Source organism: Dyadobacter sp. HNCC25DJ183 (assembly GCF_056895175.1).
Genome location: NZ_JBXHAP010000002.1, coordinates 232,149 through 247,031, shown reverse-complemented (window position 1 = coordinate 247,031; position 14,883 = coordinate 232,149). Strand labels below are relative to the sequence as shown.

General features: G+C 47.9%; 9 protein-coding genes and 1 tRNA gene. 1 reads left to right on the top strand and 9 read right to left on the bottom strand.

The annotated features are described in order from the left end of the window. Window positions 1-180: 180 nt before the first annotated feature. The 8 genes from AC1XTG_RS05045 to AC1XTG_RS05010 form a co-directional block, all read right to left on the bottom strand. The gene (locus AC1XTG_RS05045) at window positions 181-1,401 is read right to left on the bottom strand and encodes a site-specific integrase (protein ID WP_484841235.1); all 1,221 of its coding nucleotides are present in this window, start codon (window positions 1,399-1,401) and stop codon (window positions 181-183) included. Between the two features lie 251 nt (window positions 1,402-1,652). Further along, window positions 1,653-1,728: transfer RNA gene (locus tag AC1XTG_RS05040), tRNA-His, on the bottom strand. Between the two features lie 103 nt (window positions 1,729-1,831). Beyond that, window positions 1,832-2,431, bottom strand: a complete 600-nt coding sequence (locus AC1XTG_RS05035; protein WP_056279734.1) for a superoxide dismutase — start codon at window positions 2,429-2,431, stop codon at window positions 1,832-1,834. Window positions 2,432-2,495: 64 nt separating this feature from the next. Then, the gene (locus AC1XTG_RS05030) at window positions 2,496-2,948 is read right to left on the bottom strand and encodes a nucleoside deaminase (RefSeq protein ID WP_484841234.1); all 453 of its coding nucleotides are present in this window, start codon (window positions 2,946-2,948) and stop codon (window positions 2,496-2,498) included. A gap of 66 nt (window positions 2,949-3,014) precedes the next feature. Beyond that, on the bottom strand, window positions 3,015-7,184 hold the full coding sequence (locus tag AC1XTG_RS05025) for an Ig-like domain-containing protein (RefSeq protein WP_484841233.1): 4,170 nt from the start codon (window positions 7,182-7,184) through the stop codon (window positions 3,015-3,017). Between the two features lie 79 nt (window positions 7,185-7,263). Next, window positions 7,264-10,323: a serine hydrolase domain-containing protein gene (locus AC1XTG_RS05020; RefSeq protein ID WP_484841232.1), complete on the bottom strand. Its 3,060-nt coding sequence runs from the start codon at window positions 10,321-10,323 to the stop codon at window positions 7,264-7,266. A gap of 173 nt (window positions 10,324-10,496) precedes the next feature. Then, window positions 10,497-11,219 (bottom strand): ATP-binding cassette domain-containing protein, encoded by a 723-nt coding sequence (locus AC1XTG_RS05015; RefSeq protein WP_056279728.1) that lies wholly within the window; start codon window positions 11,217-11,219, stop codon window positions 10,497-10,499. Window positions 11,220-11,372: 153 nt separating this feature from the next. Next, on the bottom strand, window positions 11,373-12,488 hold the full coding sequence (locus AC1XTG_RS05010) for an acyltransferase family protein (RefSeq protein WP_484841231.1): 1,116 nt from the start codon (window positions 12,486-12,488) through the stop codon (window positions 11,373-11,375). Window positions 12,489-12,754: 266 nt separating this feature from the next. On the opposite strand from AC1XTG_RS05010, the gene AC1XTG_RS05005 reads away from it, so the two are divergent. Further along, window positions 12,755-13,165 (top strand): hypothetical protein, encoded by a 411-nt coding sequence (locus tag AC1XTG_RS05005; RefSeq protein ID WP_484841230.1) that lies wholly within the window; start codon window positions 12,755-12,757, stop codon window positions 13,163-13,165. 23 nt (window positions 13,166-13,188) lie between these two features. Here AC1XTG_RS05005 and AC1XTG_RS05000 read toward each other — a convergent pair whose 3' ends face one another. Beyond that, entirely contained in the window at window positions 13,189-14,859 is a 1,671-nt protein-coding gene (locus AC1XTG_RS05000) for a complex I subunit 4 family protein (RefSeq protein WP_484841229.1), read from the bottom strand. Between the last annotated feature and the right edge of the window lie 24 nt (window positions 14,860-14,883).

The following is a 14,883-nucleotide window of genomic DNA, read 5'->3' as shown; positions in this document are numbered from 1 at the left end:
ATAGTTAAAAAACCCTCCATGCGCTAAAAAATCAGAAACCGAATAATCTGATAATATACCAATAAATCTATTTTTCCAGCAATCGTATTTTTCTACTGTACTAAGCAGACGCACTTGTTCGATCTTGAACCTTCAATCTTGCTATTCCGACAGCCGCGTTAATTGTTAAAGGAATTGTATTTACCCACCCTTCAACCGCTCCCTTAACCCTTTCATATCCTCACTAATCTTCACATCCAAGATCTTCGCATAAATCATAGTCTGCTTCAAAGACCGATGCCCCAGCATTTTAGAAACCGTCTCGATCGGCACCTTATTACTCAGCGTCACCGTAGTTGCGAACGTATGCCGCGCAATATGAAAAGTCAGCGTCTTGGGAATCCCGCACATGTTGGCGATTTCCTTCAAGTAAGCATTCATCTTCTGATTACTCAGCACCGGCAGCACAACGCCAGCCGCACAGCACTGCGGATGATCCTTGTACTTCTCAATAATTTCCAGCGCCGTATCGAGCAGGGGAATGCGTGTAGGCGCGTCCGTTTTCTGGCGGGTGGTGTCAATCCATGGCACACCATCCATGCCGATGACAATGTCCGTCGTCTTCAATTGTTTCACATCCACATAAGCAAGTCCCGTGTAGCAGCAAAATAGAAAGATGTCCCGCACTTGGCTGATCCGCGCGACTTCAAATACTTTTTCAGTGAGTCTTTTTAGTTCGTCCCTGGATAGCGGGTTCTTCACAACCTCCTTCTTCGTGAGCTTAAAACCCTGAAACGGATCCTTTTTCAGCCACTTATTATTGACGCAGATCAGCACAACCTTTTTTAGATTGCTCATGTACTTGATCGCTGAGTTATGATTGCAGCCTCGCGCGCTACGGAGCCAGAAGTTAAATTCTGTGATGAACTCAAAGTTCAGGTCTTTGATCTCCATATCATCCTTCTTGTACTTCCACTTGATAAAGGAGGCGGTATGCTCCTTAGCGGTCTTGTACCGCTTTAACGTGAGCGGTGCGAACTCCTGGCCGACCAACGCTTCCATTTGTTCGTTATGGCGCTCGAAGACTTCAAGGATTGTGCGGGTCTCATTGCTCTTGCCGAGCAGGATGTTTTTCAACCCTTCGGCGGAGATTTCTTTGTCGTCCTCGGTGAGAATCTTCTTCGCTTGGTAAACTTTGGCGGTGAGCATGTCCAAATAGGCATTGAGCGTCTTGGCGTCTTCCTTGTTTCCGGCCGGTCGTCCGACTGAGGAATTCCATCTTTCGGTGTTCCATAACTTCTTGGTGGATAGCTCGGCGACCTTGCCGTCGACGGTAATTCGCAGGTAAACGTAGCGAACTGTTCCTTTTTGATTTCTGGCGGGCTTTAAATAGAAAAGCAGACCAAATGTCTTCTCCAACATAATACAAGCGTTTAAAAGTGGATAAAGATCGAATTACCACGCTTGCCAATCAAGATGTTTACGGCGTAAACAGGTTGTGTATCAATTTGTTATGCCGTTTCCAGTGAGTCTTTTTCTCAAAGTGAGTGAACTACACGAAAGACTCACTGGAAACATGGGAATTTTTGCATTTTTTGACATAGTCTGAAAAACAAAAATGCCCGCAAATCATTGATTTACAGGCATTTTGTTTGACTTTGAACTTATTTCAAGGGAGGGAGACGGGTCTCGAACCCGCGACCTCTAGAACCACAATCTAGCGCTCTAACCGACTGAGCTACAACCTCCGTTTTTCGAGGAGACAAAAGTAGCAAAAGGTTTACAGCTTGCAAGAGATTTTATCGAAAAATTTACCAGCTGCAAACCCTTTGCCTATATATCAGGCGATTAATTACGCTGAGTAAAGTGCGTCAGCGGCCTTCCAGTCTACAACGTTCCAGTATGCGTCGATGTAGTCAGGACGTTTGTTTTGGTATTTCAGGTAGTATGCGTGTTCCCACACGTCCAGACCAATGATTGGTGTGCCTTTTACTTCGGCAATGTCCATCAATGGGTTATCCTGGTTGGGAGTCGAAGTGATTGCTACGCCGTCGCCTGATTTGATCAACCAGGCCCAGCCTGAACCGAAACGGCCCGTAGCTGCTTTTTTGAACTCGTCTTTGAAAGCGGCAAATGATCCGAATTTCGCGTTGATTGCTTCCGCCAATTTACCAGTTGGTTCGCCGCCGCCATTTGGAGAAAGTGATTTCCAGAAAAACGCGTGGTTCCAGTGACCGCCGCCATTGTTGCGTACAGGTGCCGGAGCTTTGCTGATATTCGAGATAATTTCTTCTATGCTTTTGCCTTCCAGCTCAGTGCCTGCTACGGCTGCATTCAGGTTCGTAACGTATGCCTGGTGGTGACGGTCGTGGTGAATTTCCATGGTCAACGCATCGAAATGTGGTTCCAATGCATTGTTTGCGTAAGGTAAGGGATCAAGTGTAAAAGCCATTTTCAGTGTAGTTTAATGATTAAATATTAATGTTGCACTAGAAGACTAACAGCATAAAAATGCTTTATGTTCTTAATTGCCTAAAAAATTTGAGTAATAGCTCCTGGGATTCCGATGCGAGAATTCCGCTTGTCAATTGCGTTTTAGGGTGTAAAACAGGTTTTCCCAGCTTCAAAAATCCGCGCTTTTCGTCGCTTGCTCCAATTACTACCCGCTTCATCTGAGACCAGTACAGTGCCCCCGCGCACATCACGCAAGGTTCAAGTGTCACATATAAGGTACAATCCGAAAGGTATTTCGATCCCAGGTGGTCTGCTGCGGCCGTAATCGCGATCATTTCTGCGTGTGCGGTCACATCGTTGAGGCGCTCTGTCTGGTTATAGCCTTTGCCGATAACGCGCTCTCCCAGCACCACAATTGCGCCCACCGGGATTTCCCCTTCGTCGTAAGCCTTCTCCGCCATTCGCATTGCCTCGGCCATAAAATAGCTGTCGAGTATATCCGCGTGTATGTCCATATCGTACAAAAAAATGGGACATCCATTTTGTCAATGAATGTCCCGGTTTTAATTATTAATCCAAAATCAAGGTTTCATCACCCGCTGAACTGTACTGAGGTTTCCGTTTTGAATTCTCAGTAAATACAATCCCGAAGGATAGTTTGCGAAGTTCACCTCCGTGGTTTTTTGCTCGATCTGCTGGATTGCTCTTGACCTTCCATTCAAATCAATCACTTCCACGCGCGCCTGCTTGGGTTTGATGTTACCCGAAACTTCCACGGTCACCGAAGACTGGATCAATGTCGGGTACACTTTCACCCAGTTCGAAGGCTGCTGTGGCTCAACTCCCAGGATCGGGTCTACCTGCACCCGTGCCGAACCTGCTCCGGTACCTGTTCCGCAGCTGTTGGTCACCTTCGTAATGTTGTAGGTAACCGTAGCAGTTGGGGCTATTTTAAAGGTAAATGGCGTTGTATTGGCTGTGATCAGTGTATCTTTTGTTCCGGTACTCAGCGTAAAAGTCCACGGCGCTTTGCCTGTGGTTTCCACTTTCAATGTAGCGCTTTCGCCTACCAGAATAGTCTGTGCACCGGATAGTGTCGCTACTGGCAGCGGACTCGCCATGATCGTGATCGCACTTACGCTTCCTTTTACCAAGAACGCCGGGTTTGTGCCCGAACTGATCACGCGTGAAAAGTAGCGTCCGCCTTTTGTTGTATCCGGCAACGTTGCTGTCACTGAATTGCTCGTTGCAACAGAAGGAATCGTGTAGAATTTGCTATCGTCATTTTCCGTCGCGATCTGAACTTTGAATGTATTCTCAGCAGGGAAATCACCGGACTGCTGGAAAGGCACATTGAATGTTTTACCGGCACAAGCCTCCGATACCGAAGGGTTACCCGAGCTGATCGTGGGAATCTTTACATTAACAACTGCTTGTCCGATCGGTGTGCCTTTTCCGCACGCATTGGCAACTTCTGTCAGCAGGTAAACTGTGGTTGTGCTTGGTTTCACTGGCACCTGGATACTCGCCTGATCAGTATTGCCCTTGGAACCGTCAGACAAAATGTAGCTCCACGGTCCCTCGCCGGTGAATTTGATATTTACAGTAGCAGTCTCACCCAGGTCAATGGTAGAAGTACCCGTGATCGTTGCAGAAGGCAGTGATTTAATGTGGATCTTGATCTCTTCTTTCGGACTTTCACATTTGTTTTCAACACCTGTTTGGGTTACATAAAATGAGTAATCCTGAACCTTATCTGTAAATGGCGTGAATGGGAAACCCTGCCACTCGCCGTCAACGGTCCGGTACCATTTCAATATTGTTCCTGTTGCATCCAGAATCGGCGCAGTTGCACCCTGGCAGTATTCAAGGTATGTATCAGTAGTTGGCTTTGGTGTTGTGTTTACTTTAACTTCAATTTTCGCCCGATCTCCCAAACAACCTTCCAGCGTTTGTCCCACATAATAGGAAGTGGTACCTCCCTCGGCAGTGGAAGGAACCGGCGCGGTAGTACTAGGATCGCCGCCTGTTGCATTGGTACCAAACCAGCTTAGCGTCGCATTGGCCATTGGAGTAGCTTTCAACGGATCTGCTTTGATAAACTGACAGTATTCGAGTGTTGGAGTAGTTACTGTTGGTACCGCCGGAAGTGGTTTTACGCGTACTTTCTGAGCGACCCGAGTTGTGCTTTCACACTTTTTATCGTTCACTTGAGTAACGTAAAAGGTTGTTTCTCCCGAAGTTTTTAGATTAACAGTAGGTGTACTAGTTGTAGCGGTTCCACCAGTGCTCGCGCTATACCACTTTAATGTATTTCCGTCTAAGGCCTTTGTAGGGAAAGAATAAGTTTTGTCCTCACGTTCCTGACAGATAGCTTCTGATAAAGTCTGTAACGTAGCAGGTCTTGCATTCACTACAACATCAATTTTGACACGTGAACTTTCACACACTAAGGGGCCGTACGTCGTAGATTGTGTAACATAATACGCTGTCGGTGTTGTTGTCGGTGCAGTTGTCACTGGCTTTGGCGCGGTGGTAGTCCCAGTTCCGCCAGTAGCCGCAGTATACCACTTGAAAGTCGAACCAGATGGAGTGAGAGCCGTTGATGTCTCACCCACGCAATATTCCACCGGAGTAACGACAGTTGGCTTCGCAGCTTCTCTTACATTAACAACAATCTCAACACGTGCACTTTCGCAATTTGTTGTTTGATTGACTTGGCTGACAAAATAGGAATAGGACTTCGCTTCACTATTAGAAGGTATCGGTGCATCAGGTGCGCCAACACCACCTGTTGCTGAGGTGTACCACAGCAGTGAATGGTTAGCCAGCGCAGTCGCTTTTAACGCGGTCGCATTCGTTGGAGCTTGGCAAATGGATAGTGGTGATATAACCGCAGGTCCTACGAAAGTTTTACAATTTACAGTTACAACAATTGCTGCTCTCTCGCTCTCGCAACCTTTCGCGTTAGTTTGTGACACAAAATAGCTTGTCTTCCCAGGGCTAGTAGTCGCTGGTTTGGGAGCCGTTGGCAATGCAGTTCCACCCGTAGCAGCCGAGTACCATTTCAAGTTTGTACCAACAGCTGTAAGTACCGGCGCATTATCTCCTACTTCGTAGGTCTTATTAGTAACCCCGGGAGCAGCAGGAGGCGTGCAATTTGTTACCGTCACAACAATTTGAGCCCTTTCGCTTTCACAACCGCTTGCATTGGTTTGTGAAACATAATAGCTCGTTGTGCCTGGTGTGGTAGTTGCTGGTTTCGGAGCTGATGGTAATGCAGTTCCACCCGTAGCAGCCGAGTACCATTTCAAATTTGTACCAACGGCTGTAAGTACCGGCGCATTATCTCCCACTTCGTAGGTCTTATTAGTAACCCCGGGAGCAGCAGGAGGCGTGCAATTTGTTACCGTCACAACAATTTGAGCCCTTTCGCTTTCACAACCGCTTGCATTAGTTTGTGAAACATAATAGCTCGTTGTGCCGGGTGTGGTAGTTGAAGGTTTTGGAGCTGACGGCAATGCACTTCCGCCAGTAGCAGCAGAGTACCATTTCAAATTTGTACCAACGGCTGTAAGTACCGGCGCATTATCTCCCACTTCGTAGGTCTTATTAGTAACCCCGGGAGCAGCAGGAGGCGTGCAATTTGTTACAGTCACAACAATTTCAGCCCTTTCACTTTCACAACCGCTTGCATTGGTTTGTGAAACATAATAGCTCGTTGTGCCTGGCGTAGTAGTTGAAGGTTTGGGAGCCGATGGTAATGCAGTTCCACCCGTAGCAGCCGAGTACCATTTCAAATTTGTACCAACCGCCGTAAGTACCGGAGCATTGTCACCCACTTCGTAAGTCTTATTAGAAACCCCGGGAGCCGCAGGCGGTGTACAAGCTGAAACAGTTACAACGATTTCAGCTCTGTCACTTTCGCATCCGTCAACTGTGCGGGAAACATAAAACTTCTGTGTTCCGGCAGCAGTAGTAGTGGGAGTTGGCGCAGTGGCCTCTCCTGTTCCGCCGGTTGCGTTTGTATACCAAAGTAATCCGGATGCGGGTGTTGCAGTAAGTGCGTCTGCTTTGTCGCCAACTGTATAACTTACATTGGCAACATTCGGCTTTGCAGGCGGTGTACAGGCTGTTACATTCACAACAATTTCAGCACGCGGACTTTCACAGCCGCCGGCTGTCTGGCTTACGAAAAAGCTTTGTGCTCCTGCCGCATCCGTATTAGGCACCGGGGCCGTAGCTGCGCCGGTGCCTCCGGTAGCTGCTGCATACCACAGCAGGCCCGTACCAGTTGCTTCCAATGCAGTCGCTTTTTTACCCTGCGTTAATGCCACCGGAGATGTTACAGCAGGTGCAGCAGGAATTGCATTGATTTTCAATGCAGCACTTTCGGTACCCTCGGTAACCGGAACAAGCGCCAGAATGGAGACTACCCTGATCTTGTAAGCTGCACCCGGCTTTGCGTCAGCCTTTATCGTTGCAGTGATCGGACTGGCTGTTGCAGAACCAATTGTTTCAGGACTCGCACCGAACGCACCTGTTTCGTCAGAAAGCTGCGCAACGTAGCTTGTGAGGGGTAATGCAGTACCTGTAATTGTGAATGGAACGGAGACTTCCCCACCTGCGCAAACAGTGGTCGGGCTTAGTACTCCTGTTGTGATTGTGGTTTGTCCAAAAGCTGTTGCCGCGTAGAAAAATGTGGCTAAAAACGTGAATAGGGCACTTTGAAGGGTAAATGGTTTTTTCATGTATCAATCTGAATATCTTTCCGCTAACCTTTTTTAATTGGTAAAGTTAGAGATATTTTTCAAATACACTTCCACCACTTTAAGGAAGCTGACTTTTCCTTTCCAGCAACGAACGGTATACCACATCCTGGATTTTCCGGCGGGTCCGATGCGTCGTTATTCCCGTATTTTCAGGATCAGGATTGACTCTGTTTGACAAAAAAACGAACAGCAGATCCTCTTCCGGATCCACCCAAACCATTGTTCCCGTAAAGCCGGTGTGGCCAAATGAATTGACAGATGCGAGGGGCGAAACATAGGAACTGTTCCCATCAAGCGGGGCTTTATCCCAGCCCAATCCGCGGTGATAGGATTCATCATAAACCCTTGAAAAAAGCGGGACTGTTGCCTGTTCGAAATACCGCTTGCCTGCGTAGCTGCCTTTCCAGAGGTTCATTTGAAACAAAACCGCCAGGTCACGCGCGGTACCAAACAAGCCAGCGTGCCCAGCCACCCCGCCCATGATCGCCGCCATTTGATCGTGAACTGTCCCTTGCAATAACTGCCCGCGGAACCGATAATCCTGTTCTGTCGGCGCAATCTGCTTTTCCGAGAAGCGACGAAGTGGATTGAAGCCAAGGTAACCCAGTCCCAGCGGCTCGTAAATATTGGCCGCCACGAATATATCCAGCGGCTGGCCGGTAACGCGCTCCACGATTTTCTGAAGTGTCAGAAAACCCAGGTCGCTATACAGATAACCGTAGCTGCCCGAGCGCTCGCGGCGGTTGTTCATCGGAGATTCGATCACCCATTTCCAAACCGAATCGCGTAATGCAGGTTTTGCAAACAATTTAGGCGCTACCTGCAGATAATAGGCGGTATCTGCTTTGGAACTATAATACTCCGGCAGCAAGCCTCCCCCATTGGTTTTGGTACGGTCCCAAAGCGGCGGATAAAAGGATACGAGACCAGAGCGGTGCAGCAACAGCTCCCTGATCGTGAAATTTTGCTTGTTGGTACCCACCAGTTCAGGCAGGTAAGCCGAAGCTTTTTCATCCAGATTGATCTGCTTGCGGTCATAAAGCAGCATAATAGCCTGCAATGTGGCCGACACCTTAGTCAATGAAGCCAGATCATAAATGGTCTCGGACGTCACTCTCTCGCCGGCCCGGTAATTCAGCCCGCCAAACTGTTTGTCATAAACGATCTTGCCTTTTCTCGCCACCAGCACTTCGCAGCCGGGAAAAATGTGGTCATTCAATGCAGCAGTAGCGATTTCATCGATTCTTTTTAAAGAAGCCGCGTCCATTCCCACACTCTCCGGCGTACCAAATGCAATGCGGTTAATGGCCGTGGTAAAAACACCCGTACCCGCTTTGTAGGCAAGTACTGAAACTGGCAGCGTGCCTTTTGAGCTCAATGCACCGAAAATGATCTGCGGAACGATCTCCTGCTGGTCTTTTCCATCCTGATTGGCACAAACCAATGCATCCGTTTCCGGGAAGAAGCCTATACTGTAAGGTGTACCAAAAATGCAGAGGATTACCTTCTTGTTTTGCTGTTTCAGCTGACTAACAAAGTCGGTCATGCTTTTGGTGACGCCGTAATTTTTTGCCGGATTGGAGGAAATGCCGTGAATGTCGACCACCACCGTATGATAAGGATTGAGGTAATTCAGCATTTCACTGATCTGCTCCTGCGAAGCCTGACTATCGTAGAAAGAATAAGAGCGCATCGGCTTGTAAGTTGAGAGCATTTTCTGAAATGCCACGCTGCTGCCTTCTCCAATACTTACCGACGCGATCCCGTTATCCAGCACAGATCCGATCGGAAGAATATGATTATCGTTTTTAACAACCGTAACAGCCGCTTCGCTCAATGCGCGGTAAAGCTCTTTGCTGCTTTCCTTGTTGAGATCGGCGTACAGATTATTAATGTCAACCGGTGTATAATTGCTTAATCCTGCCCAATACTTGGCCTGTAATACGCGCTTAACCTTATCGTCGATGATCTTCTCGCTGATTACTTTCTGGTTAATCGCATCTTTGATCCTCGTGATCGTTTCCGCGATGTTTTCAGGGTAAAGAAGAATATCGTTTCCTGCGACAAGTGCTTTCAGGTTTACGTCCGCTGCTTTGCCGTTTTTCAGAACACCTTTCATGTTCATTGCATCGGTAAACACCAGCCCGCGGAAACCCAGGTCTTTTCTCAACAACCCTGTAATCACCTTTTCAGAAAGTGAACTCGCCTGGTTTGAGTTGTTATCAAGCGCAGGAATATTCAAATGTCCGCTCAGCACACCCATTAAACTGTCCGCGATCATGGCGCGGTAAGGATAAATATCCGTCTCCTGCAATTGTTCGGCAGAGTGGTTGAGTACAGGCAATGTAAAATGCGAATCTGCATCTGTATCGCCGTGGCCAGGGAAATGCTTGGCTGTTGCGATGACCTGGTTGTGCTGCAAACCTTTCATGTAGGCAATCGCCTTGCGGGTTACATTCTCCCTGTCCTCGCCAAAAGAGCGGATACCGATCACCGGGTTGGCGGGATTGTTGTTAATGTCGGATACAGGCGCAAAATTGATATGGATACCCATTCTGCGGCATTGCTTGGCAATGTCGCGGCCCATTAAATAGATCAGCTCATCGTTCTGGATCGAGCCGAGTACCATTTGTTTAGGGAAAGAAATTGTGCTGTCCAGGCGCATTCCCAGGCCCCATTCTCCATCAATACCAATGAACAATGGAATTTTTGAATGTGACTGGTACCTGTTGGTCAGAGAAGCCTGCGCAACGGGTCCGCCCTGGAAGAATATCAATCCGCCGAGGTGGTACTCGTCTATCAGCTTGTCAATATATTTATAATGAGATTCGTCGCGGTTGGAGAATGTAGCAACCATCAGCAGCTGTCCGATCTTTTCCTCGGTGCTCATCGAGCGCAGCGTACTGTCTACCCATTCGTTTTCGGGCAGGACCAAAACGGGATCGGCTCTCCTTTTTGGCGCTTTGGCAGCAGTCTTTTCAAGCTTTTCGGGAGCAGCGACAGCATTGGTTTTCCGCGCACCCATGAATTTCCATGCAACGGAAACCATTGTGCTTAGAAAAACGAGAATGACAATGCTTATTACAACACGAAACCGGTCTAAAAACCATTTCTTCATACCTGAAATCACTGACTTTAAAGAGGGAATGTTAGGTTATCTGACTTCAAAAACGACATTGTAGTTTTTCGATAGTTACAATAATACAATTTTAGATCTCAATAAATGCAACAAACATCGCGTTTTAATGCAATTCTAATAATTGCTTTCCCGATTATCGTTAAAGCAACTATCTAGTGATTTCCAGTGGTTTGTGTAAGGTTCCGGAACGTTTCTTCCAGCGAGCTCCCGCTTTGCCGCAACGCTTCCAACGAGCTGTCATTGACAACCTTACCCTTATTGATGATGATCACGCGGTCGCAAAGTGCCTCTACTTCCTGCATGATATGGGTTGAAAAAAGTACTGTTTTGTCCTGCCCCGCCGTTCTGATCACCTCCCTGATCTCCTGTAACTGATTAGGGTCAAGACCCGTGGTAGGTTCGTCGAGGATAAGTACCTGGGGATCGTGCAAAAAGGATTGTGCAAGCCCCACGCGCTGGCGGTAACCTTTGGATAGCTGCCCGATCTTCTTGCGTTTTTCTGCTTCCAGTCCGCACATCGCTACTACTTCTTCCACCCGCGCATTCAATGCGGCTCCGTGCATTCCGTAAAGCTTCCCCGAAAAAAGCAGCAATTCGGTTACATACATATCCAGGTACAGCGGGTTATGCTCAGGCAGGTAACCGATCGACCGGCGCGCGGGCATGGGCTGGCTCACCACATCATAATCCGAAACCTTCGCAATCCCGTCGGAAGGTTTCAGGTATCCTGTCAATATCTTCATAGTAGTAGACTTCCCTGCGCCGTTAGGCCCAAGAAAACCCACGATCTCCCCCTTTTTCAAAGAGAAGGAAATCCCATCAACAGCCCGCTGGCTTCCGTACACTTTGCTGAGATTCGTTACCTGGATTGACATTTTTTTTCAATTTTGAATGAGTGAATAGTCTGCTTTGTCACCCTGAGCGGAGTCGAAGGGTAACATGGTGCCTGCCCTTCGACTCCGCTCAGGGTGACAAAGCCAGTTCCTACACCTTTCCTCCTTCCTACCCCTTCCTCCATCCTCCTTCTTCTATACTTTCAAAAACAACTTATTTCTGAACAATAAATACATAAATGCCCATTGAACTGCAATGAAGGCGATAATCTCTCCTACTGCTTCAACCGGTTCGGGGAAGTAGCTCAGGATACCGCCGAACAGCGCTTCTGCTGTGTAGCCAAACGAGATAAACCTCCCTACCATGTAGATCACAATCGAATTCATGCCGATTACGACAAAAAACAAAGTCCAGCGGCGATAGTTCAGTACATCTACGATCCAATAAAACAATGCGAGCAGCAACACGCTGAAACCGCCGGCGCAAAGCACGAACGAGCTTGTCCACAAATTCTTGTTAATCGGGAAAAAGTAATCCCAGACCACACAAACAAGCAAACTGATAATTCCTGCGAAAACAAGATAGCTAACTTTGGTGTTCTTGCTCATCGTTTCTTCACTTGTTCTTAGCAGCTCGCCCGCGAAAATACCCATTAAACCCGTTGCAATAGCAGGAATAGTCGAAACAAGTCCCTCCGGATCATGGATAGTCAGGTGCAGCCTGCCCGGGATCAGCATTCTGTCGAAGTAGCTGGCCGGGTTGCATTCCATTGTCATCAATCCTGCACCACAGGCAGGTACCGGATAAAACGTCATGAAAAGATAGTAGCCGATCAACAAGCTTGCAAACCAGATCCACCTTGCTTTTTTATCTGTATATAAATAAATGATCTGGGCGAACATACCGGCCAGACCAATGCGCGCGAGCACGCTCGGGTACCGCATATTTTCCCATTCGGTCTGAAAAATGCCATTGTTATAAATGATTCCGAGTAAAACCAGCAATAGTCCCCGCTGCACTACTTTGCGCAGGAGCTCTTTTGCAGGTACCCCTTTTTCGAGCCTGCTGCCCAGTGAAAAAGGTGTCGATACTCCCGCCATAAAAAGGAAGGTCGGGAAGATCAGATCGTAGGCGCGGAACCCGTTCCAATCGGGGTGTGTAAACTGATGCGCCAGGAAAACAGCCCATGACCAGCCTGTTACTTTCGCCAGTACATGAAAAATCTCTTCGCCGCCTGATATCCAGAACATGTCAAAACCGCGCAATGTGTCCAGGGACAAAAGTCTTTGCGGAGGAGTACTCTCTTTCATTTTAATTAAAGAAGAAGGAAATAAAATTTGGTCAAAGGGGTGAACTTTGAAATAAAACTAATAATGTTTACTGTAAAGATGTTAAATAATACCACCTATACTCTGTTACAAAACATATTTATTTCGATCGGATTGGGAAATTCCTGCCATAACCAGCCTGCGAGCTGAACGGTACCTGCGCCTTAACACATCAAAAATCGAATTTTTATATTTCCTGAATGCATGCTGTCGTTATTAGCTGCAACATTCTAATCCGTTATTTGCTCATGAAAAAAGTCATTTTGCTTTGTCTTATTGCATTGTCAGTTTGGTCGGCGGGCTACGTTACTCCGGTACACGCACAGGTTTTTGGTAAAAAAGAAAGCATACGAACCGACGACGAAGTAACAAACAGCAAGCTCAACAACAAGCGGCTCGAAAAGAACCTGGACCGCTTTGCAAGCGAGCTTGAACTAAGTAAGAGGCAACAAAAGCAGTTGAAGAAAATTGACCGCAGATACGCCCGAATGGAAAGAAAGCTGTCGAGACGCGACGATACAAAGCGGCGCGACAAGAAAATGCTGGCGCAGGAGAAACGAAATGAGATGATTGAAGTACTCACACCGGAGCAACAGCAGCGACTCGAAGCATTGTCGAAGAAGGGCAGATTCAGCCTGGATCAGCTGTTTGGCAGATAAACTTTCAACGCGGAATTATGCTATTACCGGGTAACTGTTTCGAGCCAGGCTTCAATGGTCGGGCCGGTCATATCAAACACGATCCCGGGCAAAATCCCGATTAAGATCGTCAAAACCACCAGCGGCAGCAGCAAGCCTTTTTCCCTTGCTGTAAGATCGGTCAGAACGGAAATGTTTCCGTTCTGATACCAGAACGAGCCGAAGAACATACGCTGGTAAGTCCACAAAAAGTAACCCGCCGCCAGTACAATCCCCAAAGTGGAGAGTGCCGGAATCCAGGCAGGTAGCAGGTCGGACTGGAATGCGCCCATTAATGTAAATAGCTCCCCTACAAAACCCGAGAACCCAGGCAAGCCGAGCGACGCAAAGAATGCAATGCCGGTGATAATTGTATAATGCGGCATGACGCCGATCAGCCCGCGATAATTGTCAATCTTGCGGTCGTGCGTACGATCATAAACCACACCGGCCAGTAAAAAGAGCATCGCCGAAAGTACACCGTGACTTACCATCTGGTAAATCGCGCCATTGATTCCCTCGGCTGTAAATGCAGCAATGCCGAGCAGCACAAACCCCATGTGCGAGACCGAAGAGTAGGCGATCATCTTTTTCAGGTCTGTTTGACCCAATGCATTAAAGCCGCCGTAAACGATCGAGATCATGCCCAGGATACCAAGCGGAATGGCGCTGTACTGAGCTTCCAATGGAAAAAACCCATCTACGATCCTGATAAACCCGTATCCTCCTATTTTAAGCAGAATTCCCGCAAGTACGACCGAAATCGGCGTGGGCGCTTCTACGTGCGCGTCGGGAAGCCAGGTATGAACAGGTACTACTGGCAGCTTCACAGCGAAACCGATGAAAAGGAACCAGAATGCGAGCAGGCGGAGCGGAATGTCGCCAATGTAATATTGGGAGGCCAGATGCAGCAGCGAACCGGGCAGGTAATTGCCGGGATCAGCTAGAAACTGGAAGCGGAATGTATGTACGATTTGCTCTGGCGCAATTTTTCCGTCGATCAGCCACTGCTGGATTTGCGGGATCAGATCAGGATGGATTACATCATCGGCTCCCATAATGCCGACCATCCGCGCAGTTTCAAGCGGATCGATTACGGACAGATAGAGCCCGATCATCACGATCAGGATCAGCAGCGAACCGAAAAATGTGTAAATGAAGAATTTAAGCGCAGCATATTCCCGCCGCGGACCGCCCCATAATCCGATCAGGAAGTACATCGGCAGCAGCATGAATTCAAAAAACAGGTAAAAGAGAAAGAAATCCTGCGCCAGGAAGCAACCTACCACACTGCCCGACAACAACAGGTAGAGTGCGAAGTAAGCGCGTGTTTTTTGTGCGATATTCCAGGAACTGATCACCCCAACCAGCAGAACGATCACTGCCAGCAAAACCAATGGAAAGCTGATCCCGTCTACCGCAAGCGCATAATCAATGGAAACGATCCCCAGTGAGCCGATAGGCAGCGTAATCCAGTCTTTTGTCTCGGAAAGTTGAAACCCGGGATTCTGATTGTCAAAACTGATGTACAGGACTACTGCAACGAGCATTTCAAGCAGCAGCGCGACCAATGCAATGATTCTGAAATGGCTGGTATTCTGCGTTGGCCACACAGCCACAGCAGCGGCGCCCAGGAGCGGAATTGCAATGAGTAAGGAAAGTATATGGTCAATCATCAAAATTGAGTTAAAGCTCCGCCG

Coding starts and splice junctions, on each gene's coding strand:
- AC1XTG_RS05045 (WP_484841235.1), bottom strand. CDS start 1,401: ATGTTGGAGAAGACATTTGGTCTGCTTTTCTATTTAAAGCCCGCCAGA.
- AC1XTG_RS05035 (WP_056279734.1), bottom strand. CDS start 2,431: ATGGCTTTTACACTTGATCCCTTACCTTACGCAAACAATGCATTGGAA.
- AC1XTG_RS05030 (WP_484841234.1), bottom strand. CDS start 2,948: ATGGACATACACGCGGATATACTCGACAGCTATTTTATGGCCGAGGCA.
- AC1XTG_RS05025 (WP_484841233.1), bottom strand. CDS start 7,184: ATGAAAAAACCATTTACCCTTCAAAGTGCCCTATTCACGTTTTTAGCC.
- AC1XTG_RS05020 (WP_484841232.1), bottom strand. CDS start 10,323: ATGAAGAAATGGTTTTTAGACCGGTTTCGTGTTGTAATAAGCATTGTC.
- AC1XTG_RS05015 (WP_056279728.1), bottom strand. CDS start 11,219: ATGTCAATCCAGGTAACGAATCTCAGCAAAGTGTACGGAAGCCAGCGG.
- AC1XTG_RS05010 (WP_484841231.1), bottom strand. CDS start 12,488: ATGAAAGAGAGTACTCCTCCGCAAAGACTTTTGTCCCTGGACACATTG.
- AC1XTG_RS05005 (WP_484841230.1), top strand. CDS start 12,755: ATGAAAAAAGTCATTTTGCTTTGTCTTATTGCATTGTCAGTTTGGTCG.
- AC1XTG_RS05000 (WP_484841229.1), bottom strand. CDS start 14,859: ATGATTGACCATATACTTTCCTTACTCATTGCAATTCCGCTCCTGGGC.